The sequence below is a fragment of the Myxococcus llanfairpwllgwyngyllgogerychwyrndrobwllllantysiliogogogochensis genome (assembly GCF_006636215.1).
Classification (GTDB): domain Bacteria; phylum Myxococcota; class Myxococcia; order Myxococcales; family Myxococcaceae; genus Myxococcus; species Myxococcus llanfairpwllgwyngyllgogerychwyrndrobwllllantysiliogogogochensis.
In genome coordinates this window covers 16,618-31,420 of record NZ_VIFM01000124.1, presented here as the reverse complement: position 1 = coordinate 31,420, position 14,803 = coordinate 16,618, and the positions used below count along the sequence as shown (strand labels likewise).

Here is a 14,803-nt window from a genome sequence, read left to right as displayed (position 1 = left end):
GAGCCCGAGCCCCGCGTGCTTGCGCCCCCTGTCCCGACCGTACCGGTGCGCCGCGAACTGCCCGCCGACGACAGCCCCGTCGCCCCCATGGGCAGCGTCGAGCAGCTCGGCCTGTTCGGTGGCGGCGGTACCTGAGCCCCAAGGGAGGATGGCTGTCTTTCAATGCACGGAACCTCGCCGCGGGCTCGCGTCTCGCGCGGTCGTTTTGGCTGGTGCCCCGCCTTCCTTCCTCTACACTCCTTGTGAACCTACCCTCCCCATGGAGTTGACCTGATGTTCAGCGCTTTCTCGCGCCCCCTGCGATGCTTCGCCGCCACCGCCGCGCTCCTGTCCCTCGCCGCATGCGGTGACGACGACACGAAGGACCCTGTCCCCGAACCGCTGGCGTGCGACGCGCAGACCTATACGGAGGCCGTCCGCCACGCTGCGGAGCCCACGACCGAAGACATCTCCACGCAGCTGTGGGCCATCAGCCCGTCCAACCCGAACCTTGTCTGGAATGAGACCAAGACGGCCGTGCGCATGGCCATCTGGACCACCTTCCAGGGCTACACCCTGGGAGCGAACACGCTCTCTCGCGAGGTCTGGGTCACGGCCGCTCCCCAACTCCAGACATTCTGCAAGACGGTGTCCGCGGAGAACCTCGTCCCGCGCGTCAATCAGTATCTGGGATTGCCCCCGGCGACCGAAGGCGACAACGCGCGTTACATCGTCGAGCTGTGGGTGAAGCCCGGAGACATGTTCCGCCCCTGTCCGGACTCGGAGATCGACGACGGCACGTGCGGCCTCCAGTTCCCCACCACGGCCACCACCGAGCACAAGAACTGGATCAACGCCAACTTCGCCTCCAGCTATGGGTTCTGGCAGAAGACGCAGTACCCGTGGACGGGCCTGGGCTACACGTATGACTGGTGCAACGCCGACACGCGCGTCGGGGCCAGCGAGTTCGTGGTTCGCGCCACGTCCATCGTCGAAGTGACGGGCAAGTTCGAGCGCGCCGTCTACTGCGCGCAGTAACCTGCTCACTTCGTGAGTGCGTGAGGGCGGGTCCGCTTCCGGCGGGCCCGCCCTTGTTTCTCCACGGGTCACCCGGACGCCACCGCCACGTTCGCCATCGCCAGGATGGCCTGGGCGGTGCTCTTGCCCGTCGCCGCCGCGCCCTCCATGTAGCCCTGGGCTTCGTAGAACGAGCTGGTGTGCTCACCCGCGAAGTAGAGATTGCCCACGGGTGTCCCCTCGGTGCCCGCGAGTGACGTGAACTGCCCGGGCCGATAGGACGAATAGCTTCCCAGGGCGTTCGGATTGCTCGGCCAGTGCTCCAGGTGCGCGACGATGCGCCGGTCCACGCCCCGCTTCACCGCGCCCGCCGTCCCCGGCACCACGCGGCCCATCGCCGCCACGAAGCGCTCCGCCTCGCCCGCCACGTTGCCTGGGTCCATGCCTGCCCCACGCGGCCCACTGGCGAAGTCCGTCAACACCGCGTCGCCCGCTGTCGCCCGCGTCGGGTTCGTCTCCCACGTGGCCTGATGGTTCATCAGGTCCGAGTAGCTCGCCCCACTGCACCCGCTCGCCCGCCACACCGGCCCGCGATACCCCACCATCATCTTCGCGTTGGTGCCGTACCCCAGCTCCCGGATGACCCGCGTCTTCCACGCCGGCAGGCCCAGGGACGCCGCCAGCTCCACCCGTCGCAGGACGGTGAACGGAATCGCGAGCACCACGACGTCATACGTCGCCGTGTACGACGTGCTTCCGCGCCGCAGCGTGAGCGAGAGCGCGCCCGTCGGAGTCTTCCTGACCGACTCCAGCCGCTCGCCCTGTCGGACCTGTCCCGGCAGACGCGCCGCCAGCTCGCGTGGAATCTGCTGATTGCCGCCGAGCAGGCGATACCGCTCATCACTCTCGCCATACGGCTCGAACCGTCGACACTGCTCGGTCTGAATCAGGAACAGCAGGTTGAGACAGCTCAGCTCATCCGCTGCCTGGCCATACTCCGCCTCGTACGCGGCGATGATGGCGGCCTTCACCAGGGGCCCCGTGTTCCGGGCCTCCAGGTAGGTCACCAGGTCCAGCAGGTCGAACCGCCGGTCCAGCTCCGTGTGGTCGGCCGCCGTGGGCGCCTCGGACAGCCTGCTCAAGTCCTGGTTGATGGCCGCGATGAGCGGGCAGTACTCCTCCAGGATATCCGCCTCGGAATAGAGCTGTCCGCCAAAGAAGTAGAAGACGTCCCCCGGCACCCGCAGGAGGTCTTCCCGCTCCAGGTGGAACTCACGGGCATAGCCCAGGATCGTCGAGTGTCCGGAGTCGATGAACTCCCCGCCCCGCTCCACCACCTGCCCGGGGAAGATGACCGGCCCACCGAACGCGCCTCCCATCGAGAACACCCGGCCGCCCGTGCGCTCCCGGGCTTCATGCACCGTGGCCTGCACACCCGAGCACCTGAGCTCATAGGCACACGCGAGGCCCGCGAGCCCCGCACCGACGATGCCCACGCGAAGCGCGGCGGGAGGACGGGCCTCCTCGGCCCGCGCCGCCCGCACCGCCATTCCCATCCCCAGCGCCGTCACCCCCTTCAACACGGAGCGGCGGTCCATTCGAGCCACGCGTCGGGCTTCGAGCGCGTTCGCCTCCGGTGACGCGGCGGCGAGCGCCTTCCGGGTGGTTTGTCGGAACAGGTCGAAGAGCGGTGTGCGGGGCATACAAAACTCCAGAAACGAGAGGGATTGCGCCCTCTCACCTTCCAAAGCCTGTCGCGGCGCGCAGCGCTTGATACAAGGGTGCCTGTCATTGAACACCCCAACTGTGAAGCAGTGAGCCCTACCCGGCCCTGTAGCCCGTGGAGTGTCTGTCACGTGCGCGACGGGTCCTCGTGTTGGGGTGCGGGCGTCCGCCGTTAAGGCGATGCTTGGGCTTGCGGCGGATGAAACCGCTTGCATCCCCGCGCCGGTAACAGGTGATGAGGCGCTCGTCATCACTCACCAGGACAATCCAGCCCCGCGCCTGCCGTGCCAGCGACGAGTCCTGGAGTTGCAAGGGCAGGTCGCGCTCCAGCACGGTGACATGTGTCACCCCCGCGGCGCGGGTCCGAAGTCCAAAGTCGAGGATGAGCTCGAGGACTTCCTGTCGAAGCACCCCGAGCGCGCTGCGCTCGAGGAACGTGAAGGTGGCGGGAGACGAGCGGGAACGGGACTGACGGCACCGGGCCATGGCGGCTTCCTCCTGTTGTCCCCTTGCCTTTCACGTGCCGTTCCAAGCCGCCCCGCACGACATTCCGAGGACTTGCGGGGCCGTCCGCGGCCGTCCGCGCGACAATTCGTCAATGCCTCGCCAGGCGTGTGACAGCGAGACGCGGGCGACGTCTCAAGGACGGGGTTGAACCGCGGGCCCGGAGCCCGCGAGGAGCCCGCACCGCCAGGACGCCCACCATGTCTGGAGACGTGGAAACACGGCGCTGAAGGCGATGAACCACACGACACCGGCGAGCAGGTCGACCGCGTAGTGGTAGCGCAGCACCAGGGTGGAGAGGATGAGCGCCGCCGCCACGGGCACCAGCGCCCGGAAACGCCAGGGATGCGCGCGCGCGTCATGACTCAGCAACACCAGGGTGATGTACACGTGCAGGCTCGGGAAGAGGTCGTAGGTGGACGAGCCGCTCGCGACGACGGCCGCGTTCAGCCGCGTCAGCCACCCTCCTTCGAGGGGCGCGGTGAACAACTCGGGATACGCCGCCATGGGGCCGATGGCCGGCACCAGGTAATAGCCCGCGATACCCGGCACGTAGGCCGAGAAGACATGGCTGAAGAAGCGCTCCGCCCGCTCCCGGGGCCCCACCACCGCCCAGGCCATCGCGAGGTGGAGGTACACATGGAACGCGAGATAGCTCGCGCTGAACACGTCATGCACCCACGGCGCGCTCCACCGCTGGAACCAGGCCGACGGAGTGCTCCCTCCGAACACCCGCGCGTCCAGGCTGAACAGCCACGCGTCCTGGGTCTCGAGCCCCAGCGCGGGAATGGTGGTCTTCACCGACGCGTAGAAGAAGAACGTCGCCACATAGGCCAGCACCAGCCGCACCCGGAAGACGTGCGCCCAGGCGTCCAGCCGCGCGAGCACCACCACCGCGAGGATGAACAGGGCCGTGGCCCCCGCGACCTGGAGGAAGCTGACGGACCGCGTACCCGCCACGAGCAGGAGCGCGCACGACAGCGTCACTCCGAAGGTCGCCAGCAGCGCTTCGTGAAGGAAGGGGCGCTCAGACATCCGCGGAGGAGACCCGCCGGGCCTCTCGCATCAGGGCGCCACTGAAGACACCCCGGACGAACGAGAAATACGACGGGATGAAGGGCGCCCCCTGCTCGACGAGCTCGGTCCGCAGGGACTGGTGCAGCACCGGCAGGTTGTACCAGGGCACTCGCGGGTACAGGTGGTGCTCCAGGTGGTAGTTCTCATTGCACATGAAGAACCGCGTCACCGGATTGGAGAGGATGGTCCGCGAGCCCCGCACCGGATGACTGCTCTGCGTGAGGAAGGTGTGCTGACTCATGCCCCGGATGTTGACCAGCGTGTTGATGATGACCATGGGGATGACCCAGGCATGCAGCAACACGGGCCACGGCACGAAGACGCCCGCGAGCACCGCCCCCGCGACGACCATCGCCACCTCGAAGGCAATCCACCGCTTCTCGGACGCCGTCCCGTGCTTCCAGCCCAGGATGGGAATCATGGTGATGTACGCGGGATATCCGAGCAGCAACCGGCCCACGTGCATCGCCAGCTCCAGCCAGCGTCGTCCCGTGTAGTTGGCGTAGTGGTCGGGGTCCAACCCACCGCCCAGGTCCCGATGGTGCCGCAGGTGCAGCACCTTGTAGGCCGCGAGGTTCTGCAGCACGGGCCACGCGCACAGCATCCCGCCCAGCCGGTTCAGCCACGGCCGCGTGGAGAGCCCACCGTGCACGGCCTCATGGGTGAACAGGCTGATGCCGTGAAGCGAGGCCGCCGCGACGACGTAGAGCAGCCCGCGCGCGAGCCAGACCTGAGCAGACGGCAGGGCCTCCAGCGCGAGCACCGTGGCCCCCCACGCCGCCACACCGTAGAGCGCGAGGAACACCCCGAGCCGGGGCAGATGGCGGGCGTCGACCTGCTCCAGCTCACGCAATCGCTGGGGAGTAAGGGACGATGAGAGCGTCGGCATGGGCTGTTCCTGTGGGTGACATCATGCCCTACAATCCGCCCCCTCGCCGAAGCAACCCTCGCCCCCCGCTGACGACTTGAGCACCACGCCCCCCCGTCTGAAATTCGCCGTCGTCCGTGAAGACCCGGAGCTGGAGCAGGAACTCATCGGGCGCACCCAGGCCCGAGCCCTCCTCACTGTCGCGTCCGGAGGCTGCACGCTCCTGACCCTGGCCCGGCGCAATCCATCCCTGGAGCTGGTGGGCTTCGACTTCAACCCTCGACAGCTCGCCCACGTACGGGAGAAGGCCGCGAGCCTCGGCACCGCGAGCCTGGAGGCTTTCAACGTGAGGGCCACCGACGCCACGGGGTTGAATCAGCGCGGCGAGTTCGAGGGCCTGTTCCGCACCCTGCGCCACTTCCTCGAGGAGTTCGCGGCCCCAGCGCGCGAGCTGGCGGCCTTCTTCGCGCCCACGACCTCCGCCGCCGAACGGGCCGCGCTGCGCGACGGCTGGTTCGCCTCGTCCTACTGGCCGGTCGCCTTCCAGCTCGCGTTCGCGGACCCGTTCCTCCACGCCATGTTCGGCCCGGCGGCGACCCAGCACGCGACGCCCGGCTCCTATCCCGGCTACTTCCAGGCGACCTTCGAGCGGGGACTGCGGCGCGAGGACGCCCACCGCAACCCCTACCTGCAGCACGTGCTGCTCGGCGCCTACTGTCCCGAGGACCGTCCAGAGTACCTGCGCGCGGAGGCGCCGCTCCCCGTCACGCTGGTGCAGGGCTCGCTCCCCGACGTGCCTGACCTGGGACGCTTCGACGTCATCTCGCTGTCCAACATCTTCGACTGGTCGGACGACACGCTCGTCGCCGAGTGGGCCGCGCTGCTGTCACGCGAGGCTCGCCCCGGCTGCGCCGTGTTGCTGCGACAGCTCAACAACCAGCGAGACCTCCGCCGCTTCTTCAGTCCAGCCTTCGTGTTCGACGACGCGCTCGGCAAGCAACTCCAGGCCCGGGACCGCAGCCTGTTCTATGAGCGCATCGAGGTCGGCTTCCGACGGACCGACTCACCATGAGCGGCGTGCGCTACGTGGTGTGCCGGCCGGACACGCTCGGCCCCTATGTGGAACGACTGCGCCAGCTCGAGCGGGGCATCGAGTACCCCATCGCCGACGGCGCCGACCACTTCTTCATCGACCACGGGCCCGAGTACCACCCCTTCTTCTCGTCCATGGGGGACGCGTACTTCCTGCTGGCGCTGCGCGGCGAACAACTGCTCGGCTCCGTGACGGGAATCTCCCGGCGGGTCTTCCGAAGCGACACCGCCGCCCAGGGCTTCTACATCTGCGATCTCAAGGTGGCTCCGCACGCGCGCGGCACGGGACTGGCGCGGAGGCTCATCTTCCAAGGGCTCACGCACCTGTTCCGCATCCCCGCGCTGCGCGGCATCCGGTTCCTGTACGGCGCCGCCATGCGGGGCGCGCGCGGCGACGTCATGCACACTGCGCGAGGCTGGAATCCGCTGCGCATGGGGCGACCGGAGAGCCGGCTCGCGCTCTACTTCGTTCCCCCGGCGCGGCTCGCGGCGCTGGAGCTCGCGGGCGCTCCCACGCAGGTCCCGGGTGACGGGCTGGTGCTCGGGCCCTCGTCTGGCCGGAAGCTCGAAGGGGCGGGCTGGTGCACCACGTCGGGGAGCAAGGACCTCCAGCTCCGTTCGACGAACAAGCCCTGGCCGCTCGTGCACCTCGCGGCGCCTCCCGCCGCCTGGACCCGGGGTTGGGGGCATTACCTCCGGGAGTGCGGGCGGGAACTCGACGGGCGGAACCCGGACACGCTGGCCTGCTTCACCCTCGACGAGCGATTGAAAGCGCAGCTCGACTGGCTGCGGGACGCCGGCATTTCTCCCGACACGGTCTGCACCGTCTATTCTCTCGACCTGACCCGACTTAAGGGAACCCCTGCATGGGTGCACCTTCCCTCCTCCGAAATCTGAACCTGCGTCACCACATCGCTGGCCTGAAGTCGGGCTGGAACGTCCTGGAGACGTCGTCGTACCTGCGCGCGCTGAAGGACGGCTCCTTCGAGCGGAGCGACTTCATCGAGACGCAGCTGCAGTTCTTCTCGGCGGTCGCGCACTTCTCGCGGCCCATGGCCCTGCTCGCCAGCCGCCTTCCCCGCCCCGAGCTCCGCCTGCCGCTGGTGGAGAACGTCTTCGATGAGCATGGGCGCGGCGCGCTCTCCCACGGCCACGAGCACACGTTCCAACTGCTCCTGGATCGGCTCGGCGCGTCCGGGGAGCGGCTCCAGGATGGCGCCTTCGGTCCGGAGGTCCGCAAGTTCAACGTCGCGCTGACGGGCATCGCCGGCTTCGAGACACCGCACACGGGCATCGCCGTGTTCGGCATCATCGAGGACCTGTTCAGCGGAATCTCCGTGGAGCTGGGTCGCGGCATCGTCGCGCGAGGCTGGCTGACCGCGGACCAGGTGGTGCACTACCCCACGCACGCCACGCTCGACGAGGAGCACGCTGACGGCTTCTACCGCCAGCTCGACGCGCCCTACGACGCGTCACCCGCGGCCGCGCGCGACATCGAGCAGGGACTCATCCTGGGAGGCCACCTCCTCCTCGGCCTCTACGAAGACCTGTACCGGGCCCGTCGGCGCCGACAGGCCTGACACGTCCCGCGCACGTCCCTCAGGCGGCGCGGCCACCCGCTCCGGACGCGGGCTCCAGGTTCGGAGACGCGATGCCACTTCGCTCCGCCGTCACCGGCTGTGCCACCGCGTAGCGGTCCAGCTCCACGGCGCAATGCGCGGAGAAGACCTTCACCTCCGCCGAGTGCTCCCGCACGAGCGTCCGCAGCCGCTCCTGGTTCGCGAGGCGCGCCGCGTTGTCCGTCGAGCGCAGCCGCTGGAAGAGCGCCAGTCCCGGCGGACTGCGCGGCGACACGGGGTTCAGCTCCTTGTGGTTGAAGTAGGCGTCACCCGCGTGCAGCAGCCATGACCCTTCCGTCTTCACGGCGACACCGCAATGCCCCGGCGAGTGCCCCACGAGCGGCACCAGCAACACCTCCGTGGACAGCCCCGGAATCACGCGCACCGCGTCGAAGCCGAACCACCGCTCCCCTTCCACCGCGTACTGCCTCCAAGACGGCTGGTGCTCCCACTGCACGGGCCGGTAGCCGAACTTCGCGTTCTTCGCCGACGGCACCATGGCCGCCGCGTGCTCGTCACGGAAGACATGCACCTGCGCGCCAGGGAAGTCCGCGAGCCCGCCAATGTGGTCCAGGTCGAAGTGCGTGGGGATGATGTGACGCACGTCCTCGCGCCGGAAGCCCAGTCGCTCCACCTGCGCGACGGCCGTCTCCCGAGGGTCCAACCGGGGCGAGTTGCGGCGGAGGAAGCGCTGGCCCAGTCGGGTCGGGTCCTGGAGGTCCTTGAGCCCCAGCCCCGTGTCGACCAGGACGAGGCCATCATTCGTCTCGATGAGGAGGCAGTGGCAGACCATCCGGGCCCGCGAGAAGAAGCCGCCTTCGCCCAGGACGAAGCGCGCGCCGCCGGCGGGACACAGGGTGCCGCAGTTGAGGTGATGGACTCGCATGAAGGTTCCTCGGGGGAAGCAGGGGTGTCGTGCCCTCCCAAGGTAGAAACGCGGGCCTCGGGTCGATTGGAGAAATCGGCCATGAGCGCTCGCCTGCCCTGGCCCCGGATTGAACCCGCCCCTCGCGTGCCGCATGCTGGCCCCGTGACTTCCCAGTCGCTCCAGGTCGAAGCCCACGGCGCGCTCGCGGGCTTCGTGCGTGGCTTCCGCGCCGTTCCCCGGGACGCGGGCGGCGGCCCCGCGTACGTCCGCCTTCCCGATGGAGAGGCCGAGCTCATCGTCCGCCTCTCGGACACCCGGGGCGACGCCTATGTCATCGGCACGCGCCTGCATGTGCTCCAGAAGGGCGGGACGGAGGTGCCGCCCCTGGCCGTCGCCGTGCGCTTCAAGGCCGGAGGCGCCTACCCCTTCTTCGGTGTGCCCATGGCCCACCTCACCGACCGCGTCGTCAACCTCGACACCCTGTGGGGCGAGGACGGAGCCCACCTCCGTGAGCGGATGCACGAGAGCACCACCCTGGTCGCGAAGGTCCAGGTGCTGGAGACCGCGCTCACCGAGCGCCTGCGTCGCGGTGACGTGTTCGAGCCCGCCTCCGCGCACGTCGTCCGCCGCGCGGTCCGCGCCATCTCCCAGTCACAGGAGCTGCCCCGGATTGAAGCACTGGCGCGAGGACTGGGCGTCAGCGAGCGACAACTCCGGCGCGCCTTCGACGACGTGGTGGGCATGAGCCCCAAGGTCTATGCGCGCATCGTCCGCTTCCAGCGCGCCATGCGGGCCTCCACGCGCGCCGCCACGCCAGACTGGGGCGCCATCGCCGCGGCCACCGGCTACTACGACCAGGCCCACCTCATCTCCGACTTCCGGAGCCTGACGGGTGTCACCCCCGTCGCGCTCCTGCGCGCGGGCCCCTTGGCCGTGATGCCCGGCTTGCGCTAGCAGGGAGAGCCATGCCCCTTCTCGCACTCGTCCGCCACGGTCAGTCCCTCTGGAACCACGAGAACCGCTTCACCGGCCTCGTGGACGTGCCCCTCACCGAGAAGGGCCGCGATGAGGCCCGCCTCGCCGCGCGCGCACTCCAGGGCATCAGCTTCGACGTCGCCTACACCTCCGCGCTCACCCGCGCGCAGGAGACGCTCACCATCATCCTGGAGGCCCTCGGCCAGCGCCCGCCCATCATCCGCGACGCCGCCCTCAACGAGCGCCACTACGGCGACCTCCAGGGCCTCAACAAGGCGGACGCCGCCCAGCGCTTCGGCGAGGCCCAGGTGAAGCTGTGGCGCCGCTCATACGACGTGCCGCCGCCGAATGGCGAGTCGCTGGAGATGACCGCCCGGCGCGTGCTCCCCTTCTACGAGCGCGCCATCTCCGGCGACGTCCGCCTGGGCAAGAACGTCCTCGTCGTCGCCCACGGCAACTCGAACCGCGCTCTCGTCATGAAGCTGGACCAGCTCACCGGCGAGCAGGTGGTGGGGCTGGAGCTGGCGACCGGCATTCCGCTCGTCTACGAGCTGTCGGCCGAGGGGTCCGTGCTGTCCAAACGAACCCCCTCTCCCTGAGACATGAGACAGGGGGCCCCTTGTCGTCTGGGGGCTTTGAATGCCATGAGACTCGGCCCGTCAGAACTGTCGAGTACACAAACAAGGACGCTCCCGATGAAGTCCCTCGCAATCGCCGTCGCCCTGCTGACCGCCGCCACTTCCTTCGCGCAGACCTCCCCGCAGGTCGAGAAGCAGCAGGCGCCCGACGCCACGATGGAGAAGTTCCGTCCTCCCCCGCCGGGCCGTCCGCAGCCGTCGCAGCCCTCCCAGCCGCAGTACCCGCCGCACAACAACTCGGGCCCCTTCGTCCCGCCGAACAGCACCGGCACCCTGGTGGTGGTCAGCCGCGAGGACCTGGCGCAGCGCCTGGAGCGCCTGGAGCGCCTGCTGGAGGACATCGAGGACCGGGCGGACCGGGACTCGCGCAACAAGGTGCGCAAGGCCCAGGAGACGCTGGAGAACGTGAGGCGCCAGGTCGCCGATGCCCCGCTGCTCGCCACGGTGATGCCGCGCCCGCCGCCCCCGCCGCCGGAGCCGATGGTTCGCCCGATGGGGGACGGCGCCTTCCAGCGCTGGTACGACGCCATCGCCCGGGAGAACTTCACCGACGACAAGCTCCGCGTCCTCAACACGGGCCTTCAGAACAACTACCTCCTCGTCTCCCAGGTGATGCGGTTGATGGACCGCTTCTCCTTCAACGACGACAAGATCAACGTGCTGCGCGCCGTGAGGTCGCGAATCCTCGACACGGAGAACAACTACCAGCTCTACAACGCCTTCACGTTCTCCTCCGACAAGAAGCGCGCCCAGGAAATCTTGTCGCAGCGCTGAGCGCCAACGAGCAGACACGCTGAATCGGGGCGTCGCGGGAACCCACCCGCGGCGCCCTTCGTGTTTCCACCGCCGGAAGCCTCACGGGCCGGACAGCTTCTCCAGCAGGGCCCTGGCCTCCGGCGAGTCCGCGTTGCCGTGCACGACGGCCAGCACCTGTCCCCGTTCATCGAGCGCGATGGCATAGGGCTCGCGACTGGAGGCCAGCCCCAGCGACTTGCCCACATCGCCGCTCTTGTCGAGCCAGGTGTCCGTCCAGAACGCCTCGGGCACCTTCTTCTTCGCCCGCTCCCTCGCGGAGTCCGCGCTGACGAAGAAGGGCACCTTGAAGGTGAGCACGGAGGCCCGGTGCACGGAGTCCGGAACCTGGGTGGCGGCCGTGTCGAACCAACGGCGCATCTCCTCGCCGCCGTCCTTGTCGGTGAGCACCACCAGCAACGTGCGCCGTCCCCTCCACTCCTGACTGCGGTGCGTCTTCCCCTCCAGGTCCTGCGAGGACAGCTCCGGCAGGGCCTCCCCTGGCTTGGGCGCCGCGCCCGCCAGTGAGGCCACCAGGAGCGAGGCGAGCAGGCAGGAGGCCCTCAGCCCTCGTCGAACAGACCCACGCGACTGTCGCGGCTCCATCACCACCTCCGTCGCCCGAGGGCGCGCAGGTGAAGTGGCCATTGCCTCGGGAGGAAGCCAGGGGAGCGGCCCCGTGAGGGGCCTGCCTGCTCGGTGGTCCGGGTGGCTACACCGTTCGGGAGAAGCGAGGCCGCTCGGCCCGCGCCAGGCGCGCGTCGAACACCATGGCCACGTTGCGCACGAACAGTCGGCCCAGGGCCGTCAGCTCCAACTGCGTGCCCGAGCGGACCACGAGGCCGTCCACCTCGAAGCGCCGCAGTCGCTCCAGCTCGGGCGCGAAGTCGCGGACTCCATCCTCGCCCAGGTCCACCCAGGCGTTGCACATGAGCTGGGTGATGACCGCGCGGCGCTTCCGGTCGTCCTCGGTGAGCAGCAGGCCGCGCTCGGTGGCCAGTCGCCCCCGCGAGACGCGCTCGTAGTAGGCGGGCAGCGGACGGACGTTCTGCGCATACGCGCCGCCCACGTCGCTGATGCCCGTGCTGCCCAGCGCCACCACGTCCGAGGCCGCCTTCACGGTGTAGCCCTGGAAGTTGCGGCCCAGTCGGCGCTCGGACAGCGCGCGCGCCAGCTCGTCCTCCGGCACCGCGAAGTGGTCCATGCCGATGGCCTGGTACCCCACCCCCACGAACGCGGCATAGGCCGAGCGGAACAACTCCAGCTTCACTGGCGCGGTGGGGAGCGCCTCGGCCGGCATCCGCTTCTGGTGCTTGAGCACGTCCGGCATGAAGGCGAACGAATAGACGGCCAGCCGGTCCGGCCGCATCTCCAGCACCGTCTCCAACGTCCGCGCCCAGCCCTCCGGCTCCTGGTAGGGCAGCCCGTAGATAAGGTCGAAGTTCACGCCGGTGAAGCCGAGCGCGCGCGCGTGCTCCAGCAACGCGCGTGTCCGCTCGGGCGTCTGACGGCGGTTCGTCGCCTCCTGCACGCGCGGGTCGAAGTCCTGCAACCCCATGGACAGGCGGTTGAAGCCCAGGCTCCGCAGCAACGTGAGCTGCCCCGCCGTCGTCACGGAAGGATGGACCTCGATGGCGACCTCGGCGTCAGTCAGTGGCACGAAGCGCCGCGTGAGCTCGGTCCACAGTCGCTCGAGCTGCGGCTCCGTGAGGAACGTGGGCGTGCCTCCTCCCCAATGGATTTGCGAGAGCGAGCGACGCGCGCCCAGGCGCGCTGTCACCAGGTCCAGCTCCATGACCAGGTGGTCGAGGTACCGATCCGCCGCGCTCGTGTCCTTGCTGATGACCACGTTGCAGCCGCAGTACCAGCAGAGGCTGTGACAGAACGGAAGGTGGATGTAGAGCGACAGCGGCTCGGCGGAGTCCCGCGTCCCCGCGCTCAGCAGCCGGGCCTCCAGCGCCTCCGGTCCGAAGTCCTGACGCCACTCCGGCGCGGTGGGATAACTCGTGTAGCGAGGCCCGGAGACGTCGTACCGACTCAGCAGCTCCGGCGTGGGCCGGGGGACACCTGGCAGCGGTTCCATGTCCCTCCACCCCATTCCAAGGCGCGTGCCACGCCTGTCGCCCGAGGTCCCCGGAAGCGCCCGCAGAATCTGCGGAGTGCCCCAGGGGACACGCACGGCTTTCGTCGAATGGAGTGTCCGTGAGCCTGCCGCCCTGCTCCCTCAGCGACGCGGGGACGGCGGGCCGAGGAAGCGCGCCTCCATCCGCTTCAACTCGCCGGAAGCGGAGTCCGCCACCTCGACGAGGAAGGTGAAGGGAACCTCGACACTCCCCTGTGGGACGAGGACGAACAGCGGCACCCGGAAGCTCTCCAGCGAGGCGAGCCGCACCTGGGCCTGCGGTATCACCACCTGCGCGGAGGGCGGGCCCCGCACGGTGATGGAGAAGGTGGACTCCTCCGGGTTCTTGTTCACCAGGTGCACCTCGAACTGGTTGCGCACCGAGCCCGCCTCCACGAGGTAGGGCGTTCCCTGGAAGCGCAGCAGGTTCGCCTCGAACGGGATGCGCCTCGCCACGCTCCACACGAACCCACCCACGGAGGCGAGCAGCAGTACCGCATACAGCACCAGCCGGGGCCGCCAAGTGCGCCGGGGCTGGCCCGCGAGCCCGTTGAGTGAGTCGTAGCGGATGAGCCCGCGCGGGCGCCCCACCCGGTCCATCACCTCGTCGCACGCGTCGATGCACTGCGCACAGGCCAGACACTCCATCTGCAGGCCGTTGCGGATGTCGATGCCCGTGGGGCACGCGGTGACACACTTGCGGCAGTCCACGCAGTCGCCCTTCAGCGGCGCGGGCCGTGTGGGGAGGGCCTTCAACAACCGCCCCCGAGGCTCGCCCCGTCGCGCGTCGTACCCGACGATGAGCGAGTCCCCGTCCTGCATCGCCGACTGGAGCCGCCCATAGGGGCACACCACCACGCAGAGCTGCTCCCGGAACCACGCGAAGTTGAAGTACAGCGCGCCCGTGACGGCCATGGCCCAGGTGAACGCCACCGGAGCCGCGCTCGGCCCTCCGGCCACCATGGACACCAGCCCTCCGGCGGACACGAAGAGGCTGAGCGCGGCGTGGGCGATGAGCAACGACACGCCCAGCCAGGCGCCATGCTTCACCACCGCGCGCGCCACGCGGCCCACCGTCCACGACGTCCCTTCCTGGCGCAGCCGCCGCTCGCGAGGCCCGTCGATGAGCCGCTCCAGCGGTCGATAGAGCCCCTCCAGGAACACCGTCTGCGGACAGGCCCAACCGCACCACACCCGGCCCAGCCACGCCGTGACGAACAGCAGGCCGAACCCCAGCGCCGTGCACAGGAAGAGGACCCGCCAGAAATCCTGCGCGTTGTATGTGGCGCCGAAGAGGAAGAAGCGTCGCGCCGCCACGTCCAGGTGCACGGCGGGATGTCCGCCCACGTCTATCAACGGCAGGGCCACATAGATGGCGATGAGCACCGCGAACGCCACGCGGCGCCAGGTGATGAAGCGGCCCCGCACATCCGACGGATGCAGCGCCCGCCGCGAGCCATCCGCGTGGATGGACGAGAGCTGGTCGATGCGGGGGCCTTCCTGCTGGGGGGCTGTCGCCATGTCGGA

At 69.2% G+C, this 14,803-nt stretch carries 15 protein-coding genes; 7 read left to right on the top strand and 8 right to left on the bottom strand.

Features of this window, described 5'->3' with window-relative positions; all coding sequences use genetic code 11:
- The first annotated feature begins 273 nt into the window (after positions 1-273).
- Complete coding sequence (locus tag FJV41_RS27220) at positions 274-1,017, top strand: hypothetical protein (RefSeq protein ID WP_141645483.1); 744 nt, start codon at positions 274-276, stop codon at positions 1,015-1,017.
- A gap of 68 nt (positions 1,018-1,085) precedes the next feature.
- Here the strand turns inward: FJV41_RS27220 and FJV41_RS27215 are convergent, their stop codons facing one another.
- The 4 genes from FJV41_RS27215 to FJV41_RS27200 all read right to left on the bottom strand — a co-directional run bounded on the left by FJV41_RS27215 (position 1,086) and on the right by FJV41_RS27200 (position 5,191).
- Entirely contained in the window at positions 1,086-2,699 is a 1,614-nt protein-coding gene (locus FJV41_RS27215) for a flavin monoamine oxidase family protein (RefSeq protein WP_181790969.1), read from the bottom strand.
- Between the two features lie 118 nt (positions 2,700-2,817).
- Positions 2,818-3,207, bottom strand: a complete 390-nt coding sequence (locus FJV41_RS27210) for a hypothetical protein (protein ID WP_141645481.1) — start codon at positions 3,205-3,207, stop codon at positions 2,818-2,820.
- Positions 3,208-3,360: 153 nt separating this feature from the next.
- Positions 3,361-4,260, bottom strand: a complete 900-nt coding sequence (locus FJV41_RS27205) for a phosphatase PAP2 family protein (protein WP_141645480.1) — start codon at positions 4,258-4,260, stop codon at positions 3,361-3,363.
- The gene (locus FJV41_RS27200; protein WP_141645479.1) at positions 4,253-5,191 is read right to left on the bottom strand and encodes a fatty acid desaturase family protein; all 939 of its coding nucleotides are present in this window, start codon (positions 5,189-5,191) and stop codon (positions 4,253-4,255) included. Before FJV41_RS27200 ends, FJV41_RS27205 begins: the two co-directional genes overlap by 8 nt.
- Positions 5,192-5,267: 76 nt before the next feature.
- Between FJV41_RS27200 and FJV41_RS27195 the strand changes: the two genes are divergently transcribed.
- The 3 genes from FJV41_RS27195 to FJV41_RS27185 are packed head-to-tail and all read left to right on the top strand — an operon-like array spanning position 5,268 to position 7,842.
- Positions 5,268-6,242 carry a DUF3419 family protein gene (locus tag FJV41_RS27195; RefSeq protein ID WP_141645478.1) on the top strand — a complete coding sequence of 325 codons (975 nt, stop codon included), beginning with the start codon at positions 5,268-5,270 and terminating at the stop codon, positions 6,240-6,242.
- Entirely contained in the window at positions 6,239-7,159 is a 921-nt protein-coding gene (locus tag FJV41_RS27190; RefSeq protein ID WP_141645477.1) for a GNAT family N-acetyltransferase, read from the top strand. Before FJV41_RS27195 ends, FJV41_RS27190 begins: the two co-directional genes overlap by 4 nt.
- Positions 7,129-7,842, top strand: a complete 714-nt coding sequence (locus FJV41_RS27185; RefSeq protein WP_141645476.1) for an iron-containing redox enzyme family protein — start codon at positions 7,129-7,131, stop codon at positions 7,840-7,842. The genes FJV41_RS27190 and FJV41_RS27185 overlap by 31 nt, the downstream gene beginning before the upstream one ends.
- A 19-nt stretch (positions 7,843-7,861) precedes the next feature.
- On the opposite strand, the gene FJV41_RS27180 is transcribed toward FJV41_RS27185, so the two are convergent.
- Entirely contained in the window at positions 7,862-8,767 is a 906-nt protein-coding gene (locus FJV41_RS27180) for an MBL fold metallo-hydrolase (RefSeq protein WP_141645475.1), read from the bottom strand.
- 81 nt (positions 8,768-8,848) lie between these two features.
- On the opposite strand from FJV41_RS27180, the gene FJV41_RS27175 reads away from it, so the two are divergent.
- The 3 genes from FJV41_RS27175 to FJV41_RS27165 all read left to right on the top strand — a co-directional run bounded on the left by FJV41_RS27175 (position 8,849) and on the right by FJV41_RS27165 (position 11,136).
- Positions 8,849-9,703 (top strand): helix-turn-helix domain-containing protein, encoded by an 855-nt coding sequence (locus FJV41_RS27175; protein WP_246137441.1) that lies wholly within the window; start codon positions 8,849-8,851, stop codon positions 9,701-9,703.
- An 11-nt stretch (positions 9,704-9,714) separates the two neighbouring features.
- Positions 9,715-10,323 (top strand): 2,3-bisphosphoglycerate-dependent phosphoglycerate mutase, encoded by a 609-nt coding sequence (locus FJV41_RS27170; protein ID WP_141645474.1) that lies wholly within the window; start codon positions 9,715-9,717, stop codon positions 10,321-10,323.
- Between the two features lie 96 nt (positions 10,324-10,419).
- Complete coding sequence (locus FJV41_RS27165; protein WP_246137440.1) at positions 10,420-11,136, top strand: proline and serine-rich protein 1 family protein; 717 nt, start codon at positions 10,420-10,422, stop codon at positions 11,134-11,136.
- A gap of 81 nt (positions 11,137-11,217) precedes the next feature.
- On the opposite strand, the gene FJV41_RS27160 is transcribed toward FJV41_RS27165, so the two are convergent.
- The 3 genes from FJV41_RS27160 to ccoG all read right to left on the bottom strand — a co-directional run bounded on the left by FJV41_RS27160 (position 11,218) and on the right by ccoG (position 14,797).
- Positions 11,218-11,760 carry a hypothetical protein gene (locus tag FJV41_RS27160; RefSeq protein WP_141645472.1) on the bottom strand — a complete coding sequence of 181 codons (543 nt, stop codon included), beginning with the start codon at positions 11,758-11,760 and terminating at the stop codon, positions 11,218-11,220.
- A 106-nt stretch (positions 11,761-11,866) separates the two neighbouring features.
- A complete protein-coding gene (hemN, locus tag FJV41_RS27155) occupies positions 11,867-13,237 on the bottom strand; it encodes an oxygen-independent coproporphyrinogen III oxidase (RefSeq protein WP_141645471.1) in 1,371 nt (456 codons plus the stop codon).
- A gap of 141 nt (positions 13,238-13,378) precedes the next feature.
- A complete protein-coding gene (gene ccoG / locus FJV41_RS27150) occupies positions 13,379-14,797 on the bottom strand; it encodes a cytochrome c oxidase accessory protein CcoG (RefSeq protein WP_141645470.1) in 1,419 nt (472 codons plus the stop codon).
- Positions 14,798-14,803: the final 6 nt, after the last annotated feature.

Coding starts and splice junctions, on each gene's coding strand:
- FJV41_RS27220 (WP_141645483.1), top strand. CDS start 274: ATGTTCAGCGCTTTCTCGCGCCCCCTGCGATGCTTCGCCGCCACCGCC.
- FJV41_RS27215 (WP_181790969.1), bottom strand. CDS start 2,699: ATGCCCCGCACACCGCTCTTCGACCTGTTCCGACAAACCACCCGGAAG.
- FJV41_RS27210 (WP_141645481.1), bottom strand. CDS start 3,207: ATGGCCCGGTGCCGTCAGTCCCGTTCCCGCTCGTCTCCCGCCACCTTC.
- FJV41_RS27205 (WP_141645480.1), bottom strand. CDS start 4,260: ATGTCTGAGCGCCCCTTCCTTCACGAAGCGCTGCTGGCGACCTTCGGA.
- FJV41_RS27200 (WP_141645479.1), bottom strand. CDS start 5,191: ATGCCGACGCTCTCATCGTCCCTTACTCCCCAGCGATTGCGTGAGCTG.
- FJV41_RS27190 (WP_141645477.1), top strand. CDS start 6,239: ATGAGCGGCGTGCGCTACGTGGTGTGCCGGCCGGACACGCTCGGCCCC.
- FJV41_RS27185 (WP_141645476.1), top strand. CDS start 7,129: ATGGGTGCACCTTCCCTCCTCCGAAATCTGAACCTGCGTCACCACATC.
- FJV41_RS27180 (WP_141645475.1), bottom strand. CDS start 8,767: ATGCGAGTCCATCACCTCAACTGCGGCACCCTGTGTCCCGCCGGCGGC.
- FJV41_RS27175 (WP_246137441.1), top strand. CDS start 8,849: ATGAGCGCTCGCCTGCCCTGGCCCCGGATTGAACCCGCCCCTCGCGTG.
- FJV41_RS27170 (WP_141645474.1), top strand. CDS start 9,715: ATGCCCCTTCTCGCACTCGTCCGCCACGGTCAGTCCCTCTGGAACCAC.
- FJV41_RS27165 (WP_246137440.1), top strand. CDS start 10,420: ATGAAGTCCCTCGCAATCGCCGTCGCCCTGCTGACCGCCGCCACTTCC.
- FJV41_RS27160 (WP_141645472.1), bottom strand. CDS start 11,760: ATGGAGCCGCGACAGTCGCGTGGGTCTGTTCGACGAGGGCTGAGGGCC.
- hemN (WP_141645471.1), bottom strand. CDS start 13,237: ATGGAACCGCTGCCAGGTGTCCCCCGGCCCACGCCGGAGCTGCTGAGT.
- ccoG (WP_141645470.1), bottom strand. CDS start 14,797: ATGGCGACAGCCCCCCAGCAGGAAGGCCCCCGCATCGACCAGCTCTCG.